This window comes from Acinetobacter sp. YH12156 (genome assembly GCF_013418235.1).
GTDB classification, from domain to species: domain Bacteria; phylum Pseudomonadota; class Gammaproteobacteria; order Pseudomonadales; family Moraxellaceae; genus Acinetobacter; species Acinetobacter pseudolwoffii.
In genome coordinates this window covers 556,915-578,847 of sequence record NZ_VPCL01000001.1, presented here as the reverse complement: position 1 = coordinate 578,847, position 21,933 = coordinate 556,915, and the positions used below count along the sequence as shown (strand labels likewise).

Genomic DNA, 21,933 nt, shown 5'->3' with positions numbered 1-21,933 from the left:
TAGCTTTTCTGGACGTTGAATACTGTTCGCTACTGCTGAAATATTCAACTATAAGTGCAGAGTAACATAAAAAAGGAAGGTCGCAATGAATGCCCCTGCACAAATCCAGAAAGCGCAGTTTACGCAGGAAGCGTACGCACCAAAAGGTGTAAAGCTGGATAAAAAACGTTTTGGCTGGTTGCTCAGCCCAGGTCTGCCTGTGATCGGAATGGGAATTCTGGCCGGTTATCATTTTGGTCCCAAAGCCACTCAAAAAATCTTTGCGATGGGCGGGCCTTTATTACTGCATGTGATTATTCCGACATTAGATGCCCTGATTGGCGATGATGCCAATAATCCAAATGATGAGCAGATCAAGGCACTGGTTAACGATCCTTATTATGACCGCATTGTAAAAGCATTTATTCCCTTGCAAATGGCAGCCAATGCCTTTGCTGGCTATGTCGTAAGCCGACCAAATGTGTCTTTGCTGGATCAGGTACTGCTTGGAATTTCTATGGGTGCGATTAATGGTGTGGGCGTAAATACCGCACATGAACTCAGCCATCGTCCGCAGAAAAAAGACCATTACTGGTCTCATGCCAGCCTGATGCCTTTGGGCTATAACCATTTCCGGATTGAACATCCTTATGGACACCATAAACGGGTAGCCACGCCTGAAGATCCGGCATCTTCGAAAATGGGTGAATCTTTTTACCGCTTCTGGCCACGTACCGTAATAGGCGGATTAAAATCTGCAATCCAGATTGAAAAAAGACGGCTCGAGCGTAAGGGACTGAAATTCTTTAGTCAGGAAAATGAACTGTTTCATGGTTGGGCCATGAGTGCCGGCTATCATGCCTTGATGCTAAAGGCGTATGGCAAGAAAATTATTCCTTATACACTGACACAGGCATTTTATGGCGTCAGCCTGTTTGAGATTGTGAATTATATCGAGCACTACGGACTAAAACGCGGACAGAAAGCGGATGGCAGTTATGAGCGAACCTTGCCGGAACATAGCTGGAATAACAACAATATCGTGACCAATCTGTTTTTGTATCAGTTACAACGCCATTCCGATCATCATGCCTTTCCAAGCCGGCCATTTCAGGCGCTACGGCATTTTGATGAAGCGCCAGAATTACCGAGCGGTTATGCGACCATGTTGATTCCAGCCCTGATTCCACCTTTATGGTACAAAATCATGGATCAGCGAGTCTATCAGCATTATCAGGGCGATTTAAGCAAGGCCAATATCTTGCCTTCCAAGCGTGCCAAGCTTTTAAAAAAAATTGGTGTAAAAGACTCTGCAGCTTAATGAATTAAAAAATAAAAATGCGCCGATAAAGGCGCATTTTTTGATGAATTCTGCCTAGAACCAGTCGCCTTGCATATTCAGGCAAGTATCATCCAGATTCATCAGTAATTTGGCCTGATGTTCAATTTCAGGGAGTTCCCAGCGAATAAAATATTGAGCTGCCTGAAACTTGCCCGCCAAAAAGTCCTGATCTTCTTTTTGATCGGAATTGCCAAATTTAAGTTGTGCCTGCTGCGCCATGTCTAAGCAGAGCCAGGCAATCATGGTTTTTCCCATCATGTCTAAATAAAGCCCAGAGTTGGCTAATGCTTCATTGATTTGGCCTTGATGCAGAGCCTGACCTAAAACCTGGGTGGTTTTTTGCACGGTAGCCAGATGTTGTTGAAAGCTTTCTGCCAGTGCGACTAACTTGGGATTCTGAATCTCTGACAAGGTCTTCTGGATGCGCTGCATGAGCAGATTTAGCCCTTTGCCATTATGCTGCCAGAGTTTACGTCCCAGCAGATCCAGAGATTGAATGCCGTAAGTTCCTTCATGAATCGGATTGAGCCGGTTATCACGGTAACATTGCTCCACCGGATATTCACGGGTATAACCCGCGCCGCCCAAGACTTGAATGGCCAGATCATTGGCTTTCGGACCATAGGCGGAAGGGAAGGATTTCACCACCGGTGTGATCAGATCCAGCAAGAGGGCACTGTTCTCATCATGTGCTGCCTGATGTTCATCAATCAGACGCGCCGCAAATAAACACAGGGCCAGTGATCCTTCGACATAAGCTTTTTGTGCCAGCAGCATACGTTTGACATCACTATGCTCAATAATATTGACCGGTTTGGAATCAGGCGATTTTTCATGTGCAAGACGACCTTGCGGACGGTTTTTGGCATAGTTTAAGGATTCCAGATAACCGCGATAGCCAATCATGGCTGCGCCCAAGCCTACGCCGACACGCGCCTCATTCATCATTTTAAACATATATTTTAAGCCATGACCTGCTTCACCAATCAAATAGCCTAAGCAAGCATCATTTTCGCCAAAGCTTAAAACCGTTGAAGTCGTTCCTCTATAACCCATTTTGTGCAGTAAACCAGCCAGCTGTACATCATTGGATTCACCTATAGAGCCATCTGGATTGGTTTTAAATTTCGGCACAATGAACAGGGAAATACCTTTGACCCCTTGCGGTGCATCCTGAATCCGCGCCAGAACCAGATGAATAATATTTTCGGTAATATCCTGATCACCACCAGAAATAAACATTTTCTGGCCTTTAATGTTATAAGTTCCATCTGCCAGAGGAATAGCTTTGGTCGTTAGATCACCCAGAGAAGAACCGACATTCGGCTCGGTCATGGCCATAGTGCCGGCAAAGCGGCCGCTCAACATATGCGGTAAAAATAGCTGTTTTTGTTCTGGTGAAGCAAAGGCTTGAATCAGATTTGCCGCCGCCGCAGTCAGAAAAGAATAGGCAACAGTTGAAGGATTGGCCGCCATAAAATAGGCATTGCAGGCCATATTTAATAAAGTCGGGAGTTGCATACCGCCATGTTCATAATCATGCTGGGCACAGAGCAGGCCGGCCTCGGCAAACTGCTGCCACGCCGTTTTGACTTCAGCAATGGTTTTGACCTGCTTCCCATCAAAGCTCGGTTCATGCTGATCGGCTTTGGCATTATGCGGGGCAAAGTAATCGGTCGCGATACCCTTGGCTGTATCTAAAATACTGTCAAAGGTATTTTTATCATGCTCCTGATAACGTTCCAGTTTTGTCAGAGCTTCAAGTTTGAATACGTCATAAAGCTGGAAATGAAGATCTTTATCATTAATCAGTTGGGTCACGGTACTATCCTGAGTGTGCAATCCTTGAGATAGCATCAAGACTAGCAGTTGCTTTTATTGAGGAGGATTGTCAATAATGACATGAATCGGGTGAAAAGTGACAAATAGAAAAATATGCAACAGGTGGTGATTTTAGGCTTTGATGGGGCTCTGGCTTCAGCCATTACGGGCGTGGTCGATTTATTTGCCATGGCTGGCGTAAGCTGGAACCGGATTCAGCAGCAGGATGTACAACGCCTGTTTAAGGTCAGTATCGCCAGTCCAGATGGACACCCGATTCGTTGTATTAATGGTCTGGAATTACAGGTACATTGTTCCTATCAAGAGATTCAAACCGCAGATATTGTGGTGGTGCCCACCATCGCTGCACCGATTCAGGATGTATTGCAACAGAATCCAGAACTGATTCATTTTTTAAAATCTGCACATGCAGATGCGACCTTAATTGCTGGAAATTGCACCGGAAATTTCTTTCTGGCAGAAGCCGGTATTTTAGATAATCGCGTGGCAACGACGCATTGGGGCTTTCAAGATATTTTCCGGACGTATTATCCGCAGGTCAAATTGAATGCCGATCTGATGATTAGCCGCGACCAGAATATCTATTGCGCGGGTGGTGGCCTGGCCTGGTTCGACTTAGGTTTGCATCTGATTGAACGTTTTTATGGCTTTGAGGTGGCCATGCAATCGGCCAAATCTTTTGTGATTGATTATCGACGCGATAGCCAGCTGTCTTATTCCTTACTCAAGATTGGACAACCGCATCATGATGAACTGGTGCAAAATGTCCAGAACTGGCTGGAGCAGCATTTTCATGAGTCTTTTAGCTTGGATGATATCGCAACACGTTTTAATGTCACCACGCGTACCTTGATTCGCCATTTTAAACAGGCACTGGACTTGCCGCCGAATCAGTATCTGCAAGCGATCCGGATTGAAGCTGCACGCAAACGTCTGGAAGAAACCGATCAGGCGGTGGATGTGATCATGCAAAATATTGGTTATCAGGACCCAAGTTCATTTCGCCGTTTATTTCATAGAAAAACTGGCTTGACGCCGTTGGAATATCGGCGCCGCTTTAGCCGTCGCTTTTAGAAGTGTTTAATAAGAAGGTTGTATTTCCCCCGCTTTACGGCCATGCAACAGGTAATACCAGATCAGACAGCTGATGGTCAGTACAGCAGAGTACAGGTAAAGCTGACGATAACCGATCTGATCCAGAAGCATGCCGAGGAAATAAGGTCCAAAACCCAAACCTGCATCTAGCGCAATAAAGAAGGTTGAAGTCGCCAGCCCCATACGCTGCAAACTGGTACTTTTTACCGCAATGGTCTGACAGACGGACTGGAGATTACCAAAGCCAAAACCAAGCAGTGCGGCGCTGGCCAATAACATCGTAGCATTATGGGCCTGACTGAGTAATAAAATTCCTAAGGCCATAATCACAATGGCCGGATAGATGATGATGTTTTCACCTTTACGATCCATTAGCGGGCCGGTAAATGGACGTGAAAGCAAAATCGCAATGGCATACATCAGAAAGAAAAAAGAAGCCGTTTCGACTAAATTAATCTCTTTGGCATAGAAATGAATAAAAGATAAGACGCCGGAATAGCAGGTTGCCACAATCAGAACAATCATCGAAATCGGCAAAGCCTTGGGTTCAATATATTGCGCCAGTCTGCTAGATGATTGATTTTCTATATGATTGACTGGATTCGTTATTTTAATCTGTGGCGGCTGAATAAACAGGCTGCAAATCAGGCAGCTGAGTGCGACTACACTGGTAAAAACAAAAATCACCTGATAGTTAAAATTTGACATTAGCCAGATGCCTAAGAAGGGGCCAATCGCTGTGCCAAGTGTGCTGCTCATACTAAAATAACCAATGCCTTCACCACGTCGAGTCGCAGGAATGGTCTGGGCAATCACGGTGCCTAATACCGTTGAGGCCACACCCATCATAAAACCGTGCATCAGACGGATGCCCAGTAAAATTTCCAGCTTGGCCGGAATCAGATAGAGGCCAGAAAAAAGCAGAAAACCTGTCAGACCGGCCACAAGCGTAATTTTTAGGCCCAAACGGTTTAGCAGTTTCCCGATAATAAGACGGCCGAATAAGGTACCGACAATAAACAAGCCAGAAACCAGCCCTGCCTGTGCCGTGGTTGCACCTAATTCTGCTACCGAGTAGCCGACAATCACAATCACCAGCAAATAAAACACCAGCACCAACTGGAAATTCACCAGACTGATCAAAATAAAATTGGGAGTCCATAAAGGCGTTTGTTCTTGGCTCATTAAAGTCGATCCTGCGAAGCGGGTTGTAACTGCTGAATGATCTGCATCAAGATATTTTTACTACTTTCAATATCATCTGAGGCAATTTGCTCAAGCAACTGCTTTTCAAATGCCTCAATCTGTGTGGAACCCAGGGCAAAAGTCTCGACTCCTTGCTCACTCAGTGTGAATAGCTTCTGACGCTTGTCTGCAGTTTCGAGTTGGCTAATTAGACCGAGTTCCACTAAATTCTGGATACGTTTACTGATGCTGGGTTTAGATACGTTCAAATAATGAGAAATATCCATCAGGGTACATTGCTGATGCGTCTGAATCACATACAGCACTTGCCATAAGGAATAATTTAACTGTGAAGATAATAAAATCGTATTGATTTCATCACTGAGTAACCGTGCACAGCGTAATAACAAGGCGCGAAATGGAAGAGAGGCATAAGGCATATAGTTAACCTAGCTAACTAATTTAGAGCCAATTTACGCCTATTTGGGGGATTACACAAGTGGTCACCGTTCAATTAAATATTCACTTGCATATTTAATTAAATAGCGCTTACACATTGTTAACTTGAGTAAAAAATAACCGACAAAAGTCTACATATTGCTAAGCCAAATTAAGCCTAAGCTAAGACCAAGAAAAAACACTTCACTAATAAATCTAAGCAAGGCTCCTACAAATAATTATATATAGGTGAAATGTATGACCCTGGGTTTAACCGCATTAGAGTTAGCGCGAATACAATTCGCCTTTACTGTCTCTTTTCATATTATTTTTCCTGCAATCTCAATCGGATTGGCCAGCTTTTTGGCGATTCTGGAATGGCGCTGGCTCAAAACCCAAGACCCGATTTATCGGGATCTGTTTAAGTTTTGGGTGAAAATCTTCGCTGTAGCATTTGGGATGGGCGTGGTCTCTGGCGTGGTCATGAGCTATCAGTTCGGCACCAACTGGAGTGAATTCTCCCGGATTGCAGGTGGCGTGACTGGCCCATTACTGGCCTATGAAGTTCTTACCGCCTTTTTTCTGGAAGCGGGCTTTTTGGGAATTATGCTCTTCGGCTGGGGACGGGTGGGGCCACGTGCACACTTTTTCTCGACCTTGATGGTCGCGGTAGGCACCTGTATCTCGATGTTCTGGATTTTATCCTCCAATAGCTGGATGCAAACGCCGCAAGGCTTTGCCATCGAAAATGGTCTGTTTGTCCCCAAAGACTGGATCGCCATCGTATTTAACCCGTCATTTCCCTACCGTTTGGCGCATATGGCCATTGCTGCCTTTTTGGTTTCTGCATTGCTGGTGGCAGCCACAGCAGCCTGGCATCTTATTCAGGGCCGTCGTGATGCCTTGGTCAAAACTTCATTTTCCATGGCAATGTGGCTGATTCTGGTACTTGCGCCGCTACAGGTTTTGGTGGGTGATGTACATGGTCTAAATACGCTTGAACATCAACCCGCCAAACTGGCGGCAATGGAAGGTCATTGGGAAACCAATCATGATGGCGGCATGCCTTTATATCTGTTTGGACTGCCAGATATGCAGGCTGAGGAAACCAAATATGCCATCGCCATTCCTAATCTGGGCAGCTTGATCCTGACACATTCCATGGACGGTACTGTCACCGGCTTAAAGGATTTTGCACCTGAAGACCGTCCTAATTCGGCAATCGTGTTCTGGAGTTTTCGGATCATGGTCGGGCTAGGAATGTTGATGCTACTGCTGGCAATCTGGGGAGCATGGTCACGTAAAAAAGGCCGCTTTTATGAATCCCGAGGATTACATCGGTTTGCCCTGATTATGGGGCCTTCCGGTTTTATTGCCATGCTGGCGGGGTGGTTTACGACGGAGGTTGGCCGTCAACCCTGGGTGGTGTATGGCATCATGCGTACCAAAGACGCCCTATCGCCGGTATCGGCAGAGCAGGTAGGCTTGACCCTGATTATCTTTGTCGTGGTCTACTGTGTGGTCTTTGGCGCCGGTATTTATTATATGTTACGACTCATGCACAAAGGCCCGGAATTTATTCATTCTACACCCTCACATGAAATTGATAGTGATGTGATTCAGGCATCTCGCCGGCCATTGAGCAGTATTCGCGAGAGTATTGAGGATGGGGCCGATAATGCAGATCAGGAGAATAAAAAATGATTGATTTGTCATTGATTTGGGTGGTGATCATCGCCGTTGGTGTCCTGATCTATGTCATTCTGGATGGTTTTGATCTGGGCATTGGCATTCTATTTCCGTTTTTTCCGCATCAGGATGACCGTGATGTGATGATGAATACTGTTGCGCCTGTCTGGGATGGCAATGAAACCTGGATGGTATTGGGTGGCGCAGGTTTATTTGCAGCATTTCCGCTGGTCTATTCCACCGTATTATCTGCACTGTATATGCCGATCATCCTGATGGTGATTGCGCTGATCTTCCGTGGTGTTGCTTTTGAATTCCGTTTTAAGGCCAATCGCAGTAAACATTGGTGGGACAAAGCCTTTATTGGTGGTTCTGCGCTGACCAGCTTCCTGCAAGGGGTGATTTTAGGCGCTTATATTCAGGGAATTGAAACCCGAAATGGCATTTATGCGGGCGGCGGGCTGGACTGGTTGACACCATTTAGCCTGTTTACCGGTCTGAGTGTCATGGTGCTGTATGCTGCCTTAGGCTGTGGCTGGCTGATTTTTAGAACGGCCGATCAGTTACAAGACCGTATGTATCAGCTGATGCCAAAAATGATTATCGCCTTATTGATTATCCTGGGCGCTGTCAGTATTTATACGCCGCTGACTCATCCGCAGATTGCGGAACGCTGGTTTAGTCAGCCACAATTTATGTATCTCATGCCCGTGCCGATCTTAGTCCTGTTATTTACCTGGCTGGCTTTACGTGCCTGCAAACAACGTAAGGAACTTAGCCCATTCATGTACATGCTGGTGCTGGTTTTTCTGGCCTATACCGGATTTCTGATCAGTCTCTGGCCTTATATCATTCCACCGTCAGTGACCATCTGGGAGGCGGCAGCGCCAGAAAGTAGTCAATTATTTACCTTAATTGGTGCTTTATTACTTATTCCAATCATTCTGATTTATACCGGCGTGTCGTACTGGGTATTCCGCCATAAAGTGCGGGTCGGGGATGATGGCTATCATTAAGGAGCAACAATGAAAGGGAAGCAGATATTATGGTTTGTGGGCCTATGGATTTTAGGCTTCGTTACTCTGGCTTTAATTGCAGGCGCATTCAGGTTTTTTGTCCATCTGGCGTATTAATTTAAAAATTAAAAAGTGATCTGGCGAGCCGGATCACTTTTTAATAGCGAAGAGAAATCAGCAAAGATTAGGATTTTACCTGTTTTCGATACACACTTGGGCGTACAGGTCGGCTACTTTTCCAGAGTCCTTTTTTCTGTTTTTTGGCTTTGTTTTGCAAGTCCAGCATATAGCGTAAATGGTTTTTATCTTTAATATAATCTTCGTAGACCCATGCTGCGCCGCGTTTCACGATTTCTTCATTGATATTTTTACGATAGCGGTAAACGACGCCGACGCAGCGACCATAACGGTCAATATCTGTAATTTTCACGCGAACTATTTTGTTTTTCACCATGCTTTTAACTAGACGCTGTGACTCTTTGCCATAGCTTTGGCTGGATTCTGGCGCATCCACATAGGCAAAACGTAGTCTGGTTTCAGAACGTCTAATATTGAAACGGTAGCAGGTGAGGGTATCCCCATCGCTAACCGCCTTAACACGACACCAGTATTTCTGTCCTTTTTTAAAGGGACGAAATATATCCTTGAGGTAAATGGTGAGTTTGTGCAGCAAATAATAGGAAAAGCATAAGGCAAATAAACCCAGCACAATTTGCCAGGTGGGAGAAAGAGGCAACAAGCTAAAATCCAGATCATCAAAAGAAGCTGTAGAAGAACAACAGCAAGCAGATGCATGATTGTAGAGGAAAGCCCCAAGCACTAGAGTTCAAAAGCTAAACAGTCAGTGTTTCATTTTGTATTTATAAATAGCCTAAGCAATTTAGGTTGAGCCTGACATTTCAGGCTACAATACCAACCATTAGAATAGCCTAAGCAAAATTCATATCTACTTAAAATAGCCTAAGTAAAAATGTTATTAATTTCGCTTCGCAAAAATTGATGTCTCTTATTTTCCTGTAAATCTTTGTGCCAATACATTCCCATATTAATCTTAGGCAGTTGCACAGGCACTTCAAAAAAATTCAGAATTTTGGCTATCTGTAAATGTTCTAAGATATTGCGTGGCATAGTCAACATCGCTTGGGGATATTGCTCCAAAATTTGCAACGCAGTTGAATAATGCTGACAGCGTAAAAAAATCTGTCTTGAAAGCTGCTTACGGCTCAAATACAGATCTTCAATTAAGATACCTGTACGGCGAGACGATACGCCTATATGTGGGGAGGAAAGATAGGATTGTTCTGAAATTTTATTTTGCTGCGTACAGACGACAAATTCATCTTGTACTAAGGGTTCAAACTGAATTTTATCTCCCAGTTTTTGCTCAAGATCCATGACAAAATCGACCTGCTGCGCCGCCAGGTCAGCACTGATATTTTTACGATCCAGCTTGATGCTACTAAACTGAATATCCAGATTCATTTTCTGAAAATGTGCCACCAACTTTGGAAAAATCATTGGTTCAATTTCATCATGTACGGCAATTTTTAAACTTTGCACCATATTTGGTTGAAATTGTTGATGCTGAATAGAAATACTTTGAATCGTCATCAGGGCATTTTTAATGGCGGGATAAATCTGTTCAGCAAACGGCGTGGGTTGCATTTTTGCACCAAAACGTACGAACAGATCATCCTGCAACTGATTTCTGAGCCGCTGCAAAGCGTGACTAGCAGCAGATTGGGTGATACATAATCGCTGTGCTGCTTTAGAAATACTGTTCTGTTCAAAAATAGCGACAAAAAGTGGATATAAATTGATATCTATACGATGGAAAACACTCATATCCATCAGTGTTTTATTATGAATGCTATGCATGATGAGCTATGGATTAAAATCATTTTATTCATAATAGTTTTTAAGTTAAGGTCTTGTAAAGCAGAATACAAAATATCCAGAGGGAAATAGCCATGTTTGAGTTATCCGCACGCGCGCAAGACTATGTTGAACGAACTAAAAAATTTATTAAAGATGAAATCGAAGCTGTTGAAGCCGATTTTTGGCAGCAAGTGCATGAGTTAAATCAAGGCAGTGACTGGACCAAATGGCAATGGCCGACTGAACTGGAAACTTTAAAAGCCAAAGCCAAAGCAGCAGGGCTGTGGAATATGTTTCTGCCATGTCCTGAACTGGGCCAAGGTTTATCAGTCAATGAATATGCTCATATTGCCGAGCTTTCGGGCCGTAGCCTGATTGCACCGACCGTATTTAACTGTAATGCGCCAGACAGCGGCAATATGGAAGTCCTCTGGCGTTATGGCTCTGAAGAACAGAAACAGCAATGGCTTCTGCCATTACTTGAAGGCAAAATCCGTTCTGTATTTTGTATGACTGAACCGGCGGTGGCTTCTAGTGACGCGACCAATATGCAAGCAACGGCGGTCATCGAAGGCGATGAAATTGTTCTAAATGGCCGTAAATGGTGGTCATCAGGTCTGGGCGATCCTAATGCCAAAGTCATTATTTTTATGGCGCATACGCCAGATGAAAGCAAAGACCGTCATCATCAGCATTCCATGGTTCTGGTTCCTGTCGATACGGCGGGTGTGAAAATCGAAAGAATGTTATCGGTATTTGGCGACTATGATGCACCGCATGGTCATGGTGAAGTCAGTTTTGAAAATGTCCGCGTTCCAGTTGCCAGTTTTATTGGTGGTGCCGGTCAAGGCTTTGAAATTGCTCAAGGTCGTCTCGGGCCAGGCCGTATTCACCACTGTATGCGTTGTATCGGTGCTGCGGAAAAATCTTTGGAGCTGATGATTGACCGCGGTATGAGCCGGACTGCCTTTGGTAAAGAAATTTTAAAACTGGGTGGTAATCTGGAACGTGTTGCTGAAGCACGGGTCGCGATTGATCAGGCACGTCTTTTAACCTTGTATGCAGCCTATAAAATGGATACTTTAGGGAATATGGCGGCTTTGACTGAAATCTCGGCCATTAAAGTGGTTGCGCCAAGTGTATTAGAAAAAGTAGTGGACATGGCCATACAAATTCACGGTGGTGCTGGTGTCTCCCGTGATACGCCACTCACCGGATTCTTTGCTCAGGCACGTGCCCTACGTTTGGCGGATGGACCAGATGAAGTGCATAAAGGTATGATCGCAAAACTGGAACTGGCTAAACGTGGTTACAGTACACGCCATAAAAAATAAGCTTAAACACGATATAAAGTTTGAAGACATTTGAAAAAGAATTGAAGGAAAAATTATGGCAGTTATTGATGTCGGTGGATCGGTTCGTGCAGGTGAGGAACTGGATGTTCAGGCTGTAGGAAACTGGCTGATTGGGCAGGGAGTTCAACTTGAAGGTCCGGTCGAAGTTACTCAATATTCGGGTGGCGCATCGAACTGGACTTATCGTCTGAAATATACCAATGCCGATCTAATTCTGCGTCGTCCACCCAAAGGTACCAAAGCCAAATCTGCCCACGACATGGCCCGTGAATTTAAGGTTCAGCACGCACTTTCCGAGTTTTATCCGGTATTACCAGAGATGGTGGCACTTTGTCAGGATGAATCCGTGATTGGCTGCGACTTCTATGTGATGAAACGCATTGAAGGCATTATTCCACGCGCCAATTTACCCAGAGAACTGAATTTTAATGAAGCTCAGGTACGTGAACTGTGTATTAACGTCATTGATAAGCTGATTGAGTTGCATCAGGTGCCTTATGTGGGTACTGAACTGGAGAAATTAGGCAAAGGCGAGGGCTATTGTCATCGTCAGGTAGATGGTTGGGATGCACGTTATGCCAAAGCCAAGACCTTGAATGTGCCATCTTTCAGATATGTCCGTCAGTGGCTTAAAGACAATACCCCAGTGGATGCTAAAACCTGTCTGATTCACAATGACTGGCGTTTTGATAATGTCATTTTAGATCCAAACGATCCGACTCAAGTCATTGGCGTTCTGGATTGGGAAATGGCGACACTCGGTGATCCATTGATGGATCTGGGTTCAGCTTTGGCTTACTGGGTTGAAGATACGGATAATGCAATTTTTAAAGCCACACGTCGTCAACCCACCAACTTAAAAGGCATGTTTAGCCGTAAAGAAGTGGTGGATTATTATCTGGAAAAAACCGGATTAACCCCTGAAAACTGGACCTTCTATGAAGTCTTTGGAATTTTCCGTTTAGCGGTGATCGCGCAGCAAATTTATTATCGCTATTATCATAAACAGACCAATAATCCAGCATTTAAGGATTTCTGGATTGTGATTCATGCCTTGCATATTCGTGCCTTAAAACTGATTGGCCGCCAGAAAATTGAGGCCAATGATATTGCACAGAAATATATGACCAAATTTAAGGAGTTCATGCCGAAATGACGACGATTTATTTAATCCGCCATGGACAGGCGTCTTTCGGTGCAGAAAGCTATGACAAACTTTCTCCAAATGGTGAATTACAAGCCAAATTATTGGGCCGCTATTTTGATGAAATTTTAAAAGAAGCACCTTATGTGGTGGCAGGCTCCATGCAGCGTCATCAACAAACGGCGCAATTGGCCTTGGCTGAATGTTTTCCTGAAAGTGAGCCAGTTACAGATTCAGCTTGGAACGAATTTAATCATCAACAAGTCTTTGCTCAATATGAGCCACGCTTTAATCAGCCAGAACTGCTGAAAGAAGATGTATCGCAGCATGCCAATCCACGCGCCTATTTAAGTAAAATTTTTGAAGGTGCAATTGAGCGCTGGACTGGCGGTGACTATCACCATGAATATGAAGAATCCTGGCCAGATTTCAAACATCGGGTGGAAACGGCATTGCAGCATTTGTGTGATGATCTGGCTGAAAAGAAACCGCGCTATGCTGTAGTGTTTACGTCGGGCGGAGTCATTTCGGTTGCTGCGGGCAAAATTCTCGGTTTGTCTCCGAATAAAACTTTTGCTTTAAACTGGGCAATTACCAATACCAGCATGACCACGCTACGTCTGGTAGGCAACCAACCCCAGCTATTAAGCCTAAATGAACATCATTATATTAAAGCGCAACGTCCGGATTTATTGACCTGGATTTAAATCTATATTGCAAATCTGATTGCTTAGAAAAATAAAGGAATAAGGTAAAACACATGGCAAAAACAATTTTAATTACTGGTGCAAGTTCAGGAATTGGTGCAGGTATGGCACGCGAATTTGCTCAGAAAGGCTATAACCTGGCCATCTGCGCGCGTCGCCTGGATCGTTTGGAAATACTTAAACAAGAGTTGGAGAGTCAATACGGCATTCAAGTAATTGCTAAAACTTTAGATGTCACTAATTATGATCAGGTCTTTGACGTATTTCGTGCTTTTAAACAAGATTTTGGCACGATTGACCGAGTGATTGTCAATGCCGGAGTCGGTGAAGGCCGTCGTATTGGCAAGGGCAACTTTGCCATTAATAAGGCCACAGTTGAAACCAATTTCATTTCGGCCTTGGCACAATGTGAAGCAGCAGTAGAGATTTTCCGGGCGCAAAATTCAGGCCATCTGGTCATGATTTCTTCAATGAGTGCCATGCGCGGTATGCCTAAACATTTAACCGCTTATGGTGCAAGTAAGGCAGGTGTTGCACATCTGGCCGAAGGGATTCGTGCCGAACTGATTGATACACCAATCAAAGTCACCACAATTTTCCCGGGCTATATTCGTACCGAACTTAATGAAGGCGCCAAGAAACTGCCATTTGAAGTGGATGAAAAAACCGGATCGCGTTTACTTGCTGCTGAAATTGAAAAAGCGCCAGTAAAGGCTTATGTGCCAAAATGGCCATGGCTGCCATTGGGTCTGGCGATGAAAATATTGCCGCTGAAATTGGTGAATAAATTAGGCTAAGGTTTAAAATCTAAAAGCTCCATAAGGGGCTTTTTACTTTTCTAGAACTTCAGAACTTTTTTTGCTGGTAATTTCACTTGAAAAAATTGCTTTGCAAAGTCAACGCTAATGCTAGCGTTAGCAAAGTTGCAGATAAAAATGTGCCAAATACATGCACTATCCTGTGTAAAGAAAACAAAGCTCGTTAATTCGATTAATCAGGATCAGGTAGTTTGATAAGCTTTTAATAATGAAATATTTATTATTTCAAGGCAAACCAAGTTTAATTAATATAGAGATAAATTGCTGTTAAAAAACAGATTTTTTAGAGACTGAATCTCATAAAAAATTACGCATGATCTCCCTGTATTTTTATTCATCTTAGAAAAAGTGCCAAAATTGTCCAAAACTTGGACATACTCGCTCGGACAGTCAAAAGATCACTTCTCTTTTTTTTAATTTCCTTTAATGTGCAACTGTCCAGAAATTAAAGGTTCTCTATATGTCTACATCTTCAGAGATGACAGACCAGCAGCGTATCTCCAAAGTTAGAACTGTGGTGACACAGGCAGGTGAAGATTTACGTAACCGTTATCCAATATTGAAACATCAAAATTTTATTGGTGCCAGTATTCTCGGTTTTGCCTGGATCGGTATGGTTTTATGCGCATTGGCCTATGCCTATGGCTATCTTTCTGTATGGCTGACGATTCCTTTAATTGCAATTTTTGCTTCATTAACGCATGAATTAGAGCATGACTTAATTCATTATATGTATTTCAAAAAAACGCCCTGGGCACATCACTTGATGCTGGCTTTGGTGTGGTTGGCGCGTCCAAATACCATTAGTCCGTGGGCACGTCGTCGTTTACACCTGCATCATCATAAATATTCTGGAACTGAACATGATCTGGAAGAACGTGGAATCAGTAATGGTATGCCGTGGGGAATTCGCCGGATTTTGATCATCAGTGATCAATTGATGTCGGTTTATCTGCGTCCTTTTCAGATGTTTAAAATGATCCATCTTTTTCTGGAAAAACAGCCTGAAAAAGAACGTAAAATTGCCATGATTTCCCAGCTATTGGGCTTTGTGCCATTAAGCATTCTTTATTATGGCTTATTTTATTTATTTGTCGTGTTCCATGTTTCAAATGCAATCGTGCCTTTATTTGGCTATGAGATGCGCTGGTCGCAAGTCGTAATCGAAGCAATGCCAATCATTAATTTTATTGCAGTCATCTGGCTGATTCCCAATTTTATCCGTTCATTTAGCCTGCAATTTGTCAGCTCGAATATGCATTATTATGGCGATATTGATCCGAGGGATGTCATCAAGCAAACACAAGTACTGACGCCTTGGTGGATGATGCCATTTCAGTTGTTTTGCTGCAATTTTGGGGCCACGCATGCGATTCATCACTTTGTCGTTAAAGAGCCTTTTTATATTCGTCAAATGACCTCGAAAACGGCGCATAAAGTGATGAAAGAAGTGGGCGTACGTTTTAATGACCTGGGCACATTTAAACGTTTAAACCGCTGGAATGATATTCAAACAAAATAAAACTAAATTAAAAAAATCCTGCAAATGCAGGATTTTTTTATCTACTCTTTGGAATTTGCAAAGAAGTGCAGCAAAGCATCTTGCAATATCACCTGCCAAATTGCATAGGAATGTGCGCCTTCATAAACCTGATATCTGACCTCATGCCCTTTGGATTTTAAAGCTTGTGCCACGATGGGTGACGTTTCCAGAATACTTAAGTCATTGTTGGTACGCGAAGATTCATAACGATTCGCTGAAATATGAAAATACTGTTGAGGCTGATTCTTTAAGTTATGAATCAATTGATTCATACCATTAATTTTTGAGTGTGGTTCAGGTGACCACCAGAACGAGCCGGATAAAGGCACAGCATGACTAATGTGCTGCGGATTTTCCAAGGCAAGATAAGCTGCACTCAGCCCTCCCAAACTGGAACCGAGAAGAACTGTTTTTTGCTTATCACGTACAATTTTCTGATCGAGCCAAGGCAAAAATTCCTGATTAAAAAAACCTGAAAATTTCGGGTTTGGTGTCAGCTCTTTAGGACGAAGTTCACTATTCGGTGCATGTAAAAAAACCGCTTGAATCGGTGGAAGTTTGCCTTGTTCCACCAGAATATCCAGCACTTTTGGCACATCAACCAAATGGGCATATTCATTTCCATCAAAGAAAATAGCCGTGATATAAGATTGTTGTGCAGTTTTTTTAGATTGATAGATTTCAACGCGACGTTGATTTTTTAAAAACTGGCTGGATAGCTGATAACGTTTTAGTTCAGGCTGCGGATGATCTGGATAGCGTTTAGGATCGATAAAGGGAGGGGCTTGATCCAGGGCGATAATATTTTCATTCCTCAGTTTAGAGGCAGTATTTTCTTTAAGCCAGCGTTTTGGATTCAATGGATCAAGTTGTAATACCTGCAATACAGCACGGCGCTGCGCCCGGGGTTCTTTGAGTTCTGGGTTTAAATGTGCACAGTAATTCGATAGATAACCCTCCAAATTTGGTAAATCCACTGCAAAACTATAACTGCCGATATAGCGACGGTTCACAATATTTTCCTTAAACCAGATCTCGGTATCGGGCAGGCGAGTCAACCATTCATGATCATTACTCGGGCCACCGACCAGACGCACATTATGTTTGGCTGCTTTCCATAAAAAAATCAGTCGAACATGATCCTGATCAAGTGGCTCAATAATCGGTGTAGTTTGATTTTGCACTTTATCCCAGAATTGTTGGATTAATCCGGCTCGGTTTTCAGGAGACTGCTTTAATTGCTGCTGTAAACTTTTTAACAGGTCGCTTTCGGGTTGAACTGCTTCACACGCTGCAGCATAAGGTGCTTGCTCTATTGAAGAAGGTGAATCTGCCAAACTATGTAATGATAGTGCGCTTAGTAAGAGTGTGCTTAAGTATAAGTAGTTCAAATCATCCCCAATTAATTTTAAAAAATAGTAATGATAATTATTATCAATTATAAATACAGATTTGTCTTTCAATTATTTTTATATATTTATTCAATTATTTACATGATGTTTTATCAAAACTCATAGCATGACAGGTTACAATAAAGTTCTAATTCATTGTTTTATATTTAAAGTATAGATTTATGTGGCTGAAAATATCGACTCTTGCATTAATTCCAGTATTGGTAATTCAGGGCAATCGCGTCAAAAAAAACACTGTGCAACTCCCAGAACCGGAGGGTGAACGTGAAGGAACGTGCGGTCAAGGCCAGCCGCTTTCTATACTGATTGTCGGCGATTCTGCGGCTGCCGGCGTTGGGGTAGAGCATCAGGATGATGCATTGCTGGGCGCCATTTTAAAAGATTTGCAGCATGACTTTAAAATTCAATGGAAATTGCATGCAAAAACAGGGGATAGCACAGCTAAAGTGATTTGTGCCATAGAACAACTGGAGACAGAACATTTTGATGTGGTCATTAGCTCGGTTGGTGTAAATGATGTAACCAAGCTCATGCCGGCTGATATCTGGATTCAAAAACAGAAAAAACTATATGCCATGATTCAACAAAAATTCAGTCCTGAATTGGTCATTGCAGCAGGTGTGCCACCCATGAATATGTTCCCGGCATTACCAAATCCTTTGGCCTGGTTATTTGGACAATATGCCAAAAAAATGAATCAGCAACTGGCGAAATTCGTAGCAAGCCAAGACACCATGCAATGGATTGAATATGATATTGAAAAATATCGTGCCATGAATTTAGAAATGGCTGCAGATGGTTTTCATCCGAGTAAGGAAGTTTATACACTTTGGGGACAAGAAGTGGCTAGCAAGATTCGGCAGACACTCTAAAATAGTTGAAAGTTCTCAATTTAAGGAATTCTATGTCTGATATTGAAACGCATCCATTACCGCCTTTTTTACCGCCAAATGCCAAATTACTGATGTTGGGTAGTTTTCCACCACCAGCAACTCGCTGGAAAATGAATTTTTATTATCCAAATTATCAAAACGATATGTGGCGGATTTTTGGTTTAATTTTCTTTCAAAATAAAGATTACTTTCTGGATATTGAGAATAAAAAATTTCAGGAATCATTGATCCGTGAATTTCTATTGGAGACTGGAATTGCGATTTTTGATAGTGCCTCTCAGATCAGACGGCTGACGGGCAATGCTTCAGATAAGTTTCTGGAAATTGTGGTACCGACCAATTTAAAGGATTTATTGCTACAGATCCCAGAATGTACCTACATTATGACCACCGGTGATAAAGCCACCGATACCATGATGCTGTCTATGCCTGAAGATGCAGAAAAGCCCAAAATTGGAGAGCCGACGCAAACCAACCTGGAAGGACGCGAACTGCATTTATATCGAATGCCTTCATCTTCTCGAGCATATCCGGTTTCTCTGGAGAAAAAAGCCGAAAGTTACCGGATGATGTTTGAGCATGTGGGTTTGGTTTAATATTTAATCTAATAATCAGATAAAAAATGGTTAAAGAGGTTTTAGGTTGTAGATAAGAAATAAACTTACTATTTGTAAGTTAGTGGCTTTATTCATTCACATATTTGGATATTTGACCCAGCGATAGCTATTGATTTTAATCTCCCGGACATGATGAAAGCTGGACCAGATTAACTGGCTACCTTTGGTCCATTTTAAAGCTCGAATACGAGACTCCACCTGCTGTATTTCCTCTGGCGAGGCCGGACGTAAAGGGCCAATTTCTGCATATAAGCGTACTCCTGGATAACGCTTAAATTTACCTTTAAGCAACGAATGAATCCAAAACAGTTTGCTACTGTTGACGGCCTGTATGCAGGCCATGGGTTGATGCTGTAAATTTTCAGAAAAAGTAGTGGAATAAGTATCAAAAAAGAAACCCGCACTGGTCTTTTTGTTGAGAAATATGGTTCCAATCGGAGTAATACTAGGAAAACCTTTGCAATTGACTGTTGCAATAGAGCAATGCATGGCAGCCCGTTGTGCATCAGCGACCACTTGGCGTATCTGATGCCATTCATTATCAGAAATCATGTCTTGATTCTCTTATTATTTTTTATAAATTTTATAACAACTTACTTAGCTTGGCATTGTCTGAAAAAATTGAAGATAGGGCAATTAAATCAATCTAAAATGCTATTTACATCATAAAAAAAGAGCCACATGAGCTCTTTAAAAAATAGAAAACTCGGCGATTAACCATCATATTCCACATAGTCCCACAGGTTTAAACGGGTTTTAATTTCCTGACGGATCTCTGGCAACATCGGCAATAACGTCCCATCAATCCATAAACTGAGCGCCTGTGCAGAGAGCAATTGCTGTTGTTCATCGACTAGTTGTGCGCCTTTTAAGATCACGCAGGTTTCTTCAAGCGCTTCAGTTTCGACACCTTTGAATAATACCTGTAAATCATGACCGCTATCGTGAATCAACCACTCTAACTCGAGCTGTATATTTTCACTGGATTTTAGAACAACTTGACCCTGAATAATATCGGATTCAGACAGACAATCATGTTCTACCCGAATTTTGGCCAAATACCATTCTTGCTGAGATAAATCATGGAGAGTTTTTACAGGCGTCAGAATATCACTGAATTTAAACTGACGGCTTAAATCAAAAAATTGCATGGGAGTAGAGGGCGAAAAAATCGCAAAATATTGGAAAAGTTGAATTTTAAAGCAAGGCTAATCGCCTGTAAAACCCTTTAAGCGATGATAGCGCCAGATGACTTGACGCTACCATGCCCGGAAAATAGATTCTGTACGTTGTGTAATGCCAAATTAATTACAATGTCATTACATCAGCCATTCCCCGGGGAATTTTGTCACCAGATTCATCATAAAACGCTGAAATTTTGTGGTTTCAGGGTCATGTACATGCTGAATAGTACGGCCATCTTTTTGGTGCTCTAACCAGATTATTTCATCTTTTTCATTTAGTTTGAGCTGATAGGCCACACGCGGTAAAAATTGATTCATCGCATTAGAGATTTCCTTTTGAAAATCTTCCGATTTAACCACCAAACCGACTTCGGTGTTCAGATAAGCTGAACGCGGATCAAAATTAAATGAACCCACAAACACCATACCATCCAGATCAAAAAATTTGGCATGTAGACTCGAACTGTTTTTATTTTTGGCCGGGATGATGTCACCAGTCATAATTTCATACCAAGTCCGTTCTGGCCGGACTATATACGGTTTAAACTCCCAGAGTTCGATGCCATTTTTCAAGAGCTGCTGACGATATTGCTGATAATAAGCATGTACCACAGCTACATCATTGGCCTGAAAAGAATTGGTCAGGATTCTAATTTTGACACCCTGTTGTGCACGCATACTTAAATAATCTGTGCCTTTTTGTGTGGGAATAAAATACGAGGAGACCAGTTCCAGATGATTTTTCGGCTCGCCCATCAGTTCAAGCATATGGGTATAAATATAATCGCCATTTTTTGCATGAGGATGTGCTTTTGCGGGTGTATCCGCGACAAAATAAGCCTGTGCCCAGTAAATGGGTTGTTTCTTTAAGTGCTCTGCAACTTGTTTTTCGGCAATGCCTACTCGGCGTTTTAATTCAGTTTCATCCACTTCTTCGCGCGCAAAATCAGCTCTTAGCCTTTTTAACATTTCCGGATGACCTGAATCATTCAGAATCTGCCGAACATCATAACTCAGCTTATCATTCCAGAAGTTGATGAAGGTCTGATTGGCATTTTCTACGGCTTGACCTGCAAAGAAAATATCGACATCGGTAAACTGGAAATTTTCGCTGGCATCAAAGTATTCACTGCTGATATTACGGCCACCAGTGACAGCTGCGGTACCGTCTGCAATGATCAGTTTATTGTGCATGCGATGATTAATCTGTTTCATTCTAAAGCCATAATCCAGCGCACGTAAATGACGGAATTTATAAGGATTAAAAATCCGCACTTCAAAGTTTGGGTGTTGGCTTAAGGCCAGCAGTTTATCATCAAGCTGGGTGCCATTTTGGTCATCAATCTGCACTCGCACCTTGACACCACGATCTGCGGCTTTTAACAGCTGGGCCAGCATTATGTTGCCGATAAAATCATCCTTCCAGATGTAATATTGCAGATCCAGATGATATTGGGCTTTATTGATCAGGTGCAAACGTGCGGCCATACTCATAAAACCATCATAGAGCGGTAAAAAAGCGGTTTTTCCTTCATTCATCTGCTGTTTTGAAATTTGATTATCAATCCAGTGCGCAGGTCGAACCGGCGTGATTTCTGCTTGTTCAGCAGTATTTGCAGCCAGTTCGCAGCCAGAAAGAATCATGCTCAAAGTTAAAATGTTCAAACAAACAAAAGGTGAAGGGTTAGTCATTGATGTTCCATTGATTATAGGATTTTTTATTCCTTATCTTCTGATGTTAATAGTTGAATCTCCGAATAGAAAGAGGTTACTGTTAGTCATCTGTAAATCAGCAA

The 21,933-nt window shown here is 42.6% G+C and carries 21 protein-coding genes; 12 read left to right on the top strand and 9 right to left on the bottom strand.

Translation table 11 applies throughout. The features are described 5' to 3' along the window. Positions 1-85 precede the first annotated feature (85 nt). Positions 86-1,300: an alkane 1-monooxygenase gene (locus FTU87_RS02845; RefSeq protein WP_180096649.1), complete on the top strand. Its 1,215-nt coding sequence runs from the start codon at positions 86-88 to the stop codon at positions 1,298-1,300. Positions 1,301-1,354: 54 nt separating this feature from the next. Here FTU87_RS02845 and FTU87_RS02840 read toward each other — a convergent pair whose 3' ends face one another. Then, the gene (locus FTU87_RS02840; protein WP_180096648.1) at positions 1,355-3,178 is read right to left on the bottom strand and encodes an acyl-CoA dehydrogenase; all 1,824 of its coding nucleotides are present in this window, start codon (positions 3,176-3,178) and stop codon (positions 1,355-1,357) included. 78 nt (positions 3,179-3,256) lie between these two features. On the opposite strand from FTU87_RS02840, the gene FTU87_RS02835 reads away from it, so the two are divergent. Beyond that, positions 3,257-4,237 (top strand): GlxA family transcriptional regulator, encoded by a 981-nt coding sequence (locus tag FTU87_RS02835; protein ID WP_180096647.1) that lies wholly within the window; start codon positions 3,257-3,259, stop codon positions 4,235-4,237. A 6-nt stretch (positions 4,238-4,243) separates the two neighbouring features. On the opposite strand, the gene FTU87_RS02830 is transcribed toward FTU87_RS02835, so the two are convergent. Next, positions 4,244-5,443 (bottom strand): MFS transporter, encoded by a 1,200-nt coding sequence (locus FTU87_RS02830; protein ID WP_005097026.1) that lies wholly within the window; start codon positions 5,441-5,443, stop codon positions 4,244-4,246. Continuing rightward, complete coding sequence (locus FTU87_RS02825; protein ID WP_180096646.1) at positions 5,443-5,883, bottom strand: MarR family winged helix-turn-helix transcriptional regulator; 441 nt, start codon at positions 5,881-5,883, stop codon at positions 5,443-5,445. The genes FTU87_RS02830 and FTU87_RS02825 overlap by 1 nt, the downstream gene beginning before the upstream one ends. Positions 5,884-6,139: 256 nt before the next feature. Here FTU87_RS02825 and FTU87_RS02820 point away from each other — a divergent pair, with 256 nt between their 5' ends. Genes FTU87_RS02820 through FTU87_RS02810 form a run of 3 tightly spaced genes read left to right on the top strand, consistent with a single transcriptional unit; the run spans position 6,140 to position 8,703 of the window. After that, on the top strand, positions 6,140-7,585 hold the full coding sequence (locus tag FTU87_RS02820; protein ID WP_180096645.1) for a cytochrome ubiquinol oxidase subunit I: 1,446 nt from the start codon (positions 6,140-6,142) through the stop codon (positions 7,583-7,585). Further along, entirely contained in the window at positions 7,582-8,586 is a 1,005-nt protein-coding gene (gene cydB / locus FTU87_RS02815) for a cytochrome d ubiquinol oxidase subunit II (RefSeq protein WP_005097023.1), read from the top strand. Before FTU87_RS02820 ends, cydB begins: the two co-directional genes overlap by 4 nt. Positions 8,587-8,595: 9 nt before the next feature. Next, positions 8,596-8,703, top strand: a complete 108-nt coding sequence (locus FTU87_RS02810) for a DUF2474 domain-containing protein (protein ID WP_100328576.1) — start codon at positions 8,596-8,598, stop codon at positions 8,701-8,703. A gap of 67 nt (positions 8,704-8,770) precedes the next feature. On the opposite strand, the gene FTU87_RS02805 is transcribed toward FTU87_RS02810, so the two are convergent. Both FTU87_RS02805 and FTU87_RS02800 read right to left on the bottom strand, forming a co-directional pair. Next, positions 8,771-9,325, bottom strand: coding sequence for a thermonuclease family protein (locus tag FTU87_RS02805; RefSeq protein ID WP_005170726.1), 555 nt, complete (start codon positions 9,323-9,325; stop codon positions 8,771-8,773). Between the two features lie 221 nt (positions 9,326-9,546). After that, a complete protein-coding gene (locus FTU87_RS02800) occupies positions 9,547-10,464 on the bottom strand; it encodes a LysR family transcriptional regulator (RefSeq protein ID WP_074382731.1) in 918 nt (305 codons plus the stop codon). 92 nt (positions 10,465-10,556) lie between these two features. On the opposite strand from FTU87_RS02800, the gene FTU87_RS02795 reads away from it, so the two are divergent. The 5 genes from FTU87_RS02795 to FTU87_RS02775 all read left to right on the top strand — a co-directional run bounded on the left by FTU87_RS02795 (position 10,557) and on the right by FTU87_RS02775 (position 16,010). Beyond that, complete coding sequence (locus tag FTU87_RS02795; protein WP_100357631.1) at positions 10,557-11,798, top strand: acyl-CoA dehydrogenase family protein; 1,242 nt, start codon at positions 10,557-10,559, stop codon at positions 11,796-11,798. A 55-nt stretch (positions 11,799-11,853) separates the two neighbouring features. Further along, positions 11,854-12,975 carry a phosphotransferase family protein gene (locus FTU87_RS02790; RefSeq protein ID WP_005097016.1) on the top strand — a complete coding sequence of 374 codons (1,122 nt, stop codon included), beginning with the start codon at positions 11,854-11,856 and terminating at the stop codon, positions 12,973-12,975. Beyond that, positions 12,972-13,670 (top strand): histidine phosphatase family protein, encoded by a 699-nt coding sequence (locus FTU87_RS02785; protein ID WP_005097015.1) that lies wholly within the window; start codon positions 12,972-12,974, stop codon positions 13,668-13,670. Before FTU87_RS02790 ends, FTU87_RS02785 begins: the two co-directional genes overlap by 4 nt. Positions 13,671-13,723: 53 nt before the next feature. After that, on the top strand, positions 13,724-14,467 hold the full coding sequence (locus FTU87_RS02780) for an SDR family oxidoreductase (RefSeq protein WP_005097014.1): 744 nt from the start codon (positions 13,724-13,726) through the stop codon (positions 14,465-14,467). Positions 14,468-14,948: 481 nt separating this feature from the next. After that, positions 14,949-16,010: a fatty acid desaturase gene (locus tag FTU87_RS02775; RefSeq protein WP_074382733.1), complete on the top strand. Its 1,062-nt coding sequence runs from the start codon at positions 14,949-14,951 to the stop codon at positions 16,008-16,010. A 41-nt stretch (positions 16,011-16,051) separates the two neighbouring features. On the opposite strand, the gene FTU87_RS02770 is transcribed toward FTU87_RS02775, so the two are convergent. Beyond that, positions 16,052-17,422, bottom strand: coding sequence for an alpha/beta hydrolase-fold protein (locus FTU87_RS02770; protein ID WP_257220454.1), 1,371 nt, complete (start codon positions 17,420-17,422; stop codon positions 16,052-16,054). A 182-nt stretch (positions 17,423-17,604) separates the two neighbouring features. Here FTU87_RS02770 and FTU87_RS02765 point away from each other — a divergent pair, with 182 nt between their 5' ends. Together FTU87_RS02765 and FTU87_RS02760 are read left to right on the top strand one after the other, a co-directional pair. Next, positions 17,605-18,315 (top strand): SGNH/GDSL hydrolase family protein, encoded by a 711-nt coding sequence (locus FTU87_RS02765; protein ID WP_074382734.1) that lies wholly within the window; start codon positions 17,605-17,607, stop codon positions 18,313-18,315. Between the two features lie 32 nt (positions 18,316-18,347). Then, a complete protein-coding gene (locus FTU87_RS02760; RefSeq protein WP_005097010.1) occupies positions 18,348-18,932 on the top strand; it encodes a uracil-DNA glycosylase family protein in 585 nt (194 codons plus the stop codon). A gap of 96 nt (positions 18,933-19,028) precedes the next feature. Here FTU87_RS02760 and FTU87_RS02755 read toward each other — a convergent pair whose 3' ends face one another. The 3 genes from FTU87_RS02755 to FTU87_RS02745 all read right to left on the bottom strand — a co-directional run bounded on the left by FTU87_RS02755 (position 19,029) and on the right by FTU87_RS02745 (position 21,829). After that, entirely contained in the window at positions 19,029-19,505 is a 477-nt protein-coding gene (locus tag FTU87_RS02755) for a hypothetical protein (RefSeq protein ID WP_005097009.1), read from the bottom strand. 161 nt (positions 19,506-19,666) lie between these two features. Continuing rightward, positions 19,667-20,104: a hypothetical protein gene (locus tag FTU87_RS02750; protein WP_005097007.1), complete on the bottom strand. Its 438-nt coding sequence runs from the start codon at positions 20,102-20,104 to the stop codon at positions 19,667-19,669. A gap of 168 nt (positions 20,105-20,272) precedes the next feature. Then, the gene (locus FTU87_RS02745) at positions 20,273-21,829 is read right to left on the bottom strand and encodes a phospholipase D family protein (RefSeq protein ID WP_180096644.1); all 1,557 of its coding nucleotides are present in this window, start codon (positions 21,827-21,829) and stop codon (positions 20,273-20,275) included. Between the last annotated feature and the right edge of the window lie 104 nt (positions 21,830-21,933).

Coding starts and splice junctions, on each gene's coding strand:
- FTU87_RS02845 (WP_180096649.1), top strand. CDS start 86: ATGAATGCCCCTGCACAAATCCAGAAAGCGCAGTTTACGCAGGAAGCG.
- FTU87_RS02840 (WP_180096648.1), bottom strand. CDS start 3,178: ATGCTATCTCAAGGATTGCACACTCAGGATAGTACCGTGACCCAACTG.
- FTU87_RS02835 (WP_180096647.1), top strand. CDS start 3,257: ATGCAACAGGTGGTGATTTTAGGCTTTGATGGGGCTCTGGCTTCAGCC.
- FTU87_RS02830 (WP_005097026.1), bottom strand. CDS start 5,443: ATGAGCCAAGAACAAACGCCTTTATGGACTCCCAATTTTATTTTGATC.
- FTU87_RS02825 (WP_180096646.1), bottom strand. CDS start 5,883: ATGCCTTATGCCTCTCTTCCATTTCGCGCCTTGTTATTACGCTGTGCA.
- FTU87_RS02820 (WP_180096645.1), top strand. CDS start 6,140: ATGACCCTGGGTTTAACCGCATTAGAGTTAGCGCGAATACAATTCGCC.
- cydB (WP_005097023.1), top strand. CDS start 7,582: ATGATTGATTTGTCATTGATTTGGGTGGTGATCATCGCCGTTGGTGTC.
- FTU87_RS02810 (WP_100328576.1), top strand. CDS start 8,596: ATGAAAGGGAAGCAGATATTATGGTTTGTGGGCCTATGGATTTTAGGC.
- FTU87_RS02800 (WP_074382731.1), bottom strand. CDS start 10,464: ATGCATAGCATTCATAATAAAACACTGATGGATATGAGTGTTTTCCAT.
- FTU87_RS02795 (WP_100357631.1), top strand. CDS start 10,557: ATGTTTGAGTTATCCGCACGCGCGCAAGACTATGTTGAACGAACTAAA.
- FTU87_RS02790 (WP_005097016.1), top strand. CDS start 11,854: ATGGCAGTTATTGATGTCGGTGGATCGGTTCGTGCAGGTGAGGAACTG.
- FTU87_RS02785 (WP_005097015.1), top strand. CDS start 12,972: ATGACGACGATTTATTTAATCCGCCATGGACAGGCGTCTTTCGGTGCA.
- FTU87_RS02780 (WP_005097014.1), top strand. CDS start 13,724: ATGGCAAAAACAATTTTAATTACTGGTGCAAGTTCAGGAATTGGTGCA.
- FTU87_RS02775 (WP_074382733.1), top strand. CDS start 14,949: ATGTCTACATCTTCAGAGATGACAGACCAGCAGCGTATCTCCAAAGTT.
- FTU87_RS02765 (WP_074382734.1), top strand. CDS start 17,605: ATGTGGCTGAAAATATCGACTCTTGCATTAATTCCAGTATTGGTAATT.
- FTU87_RS02760 (WP_005097010.1), top strand. CDS start 18,348: ATGTCTGATATTGAAACGCATCCATTACCGCCTTTTTTACCGCCAAAT.
- FTU87_RS02755 (WP_005097009.1), bottom strand. CDS start 19,505: ATGATTTCTGATAATGAATGGCATCAGATACGCCAAGTGGTCGCTGAT.
- FTU87_RS02750 (WP_005097007.1), bottom strand. CDS start 20,104: ATGCAATTTTTTGATTTAAGCCGTCAGTTTAAATTCAGTGATATTCTG.
- FTU87_RS02745 (WP_180096644.1), bottom strand. CDS start 21,829: ATGACTAACCCTTCACCTTTTGTTTGTTTGAACATTTTAACTTTGAGC.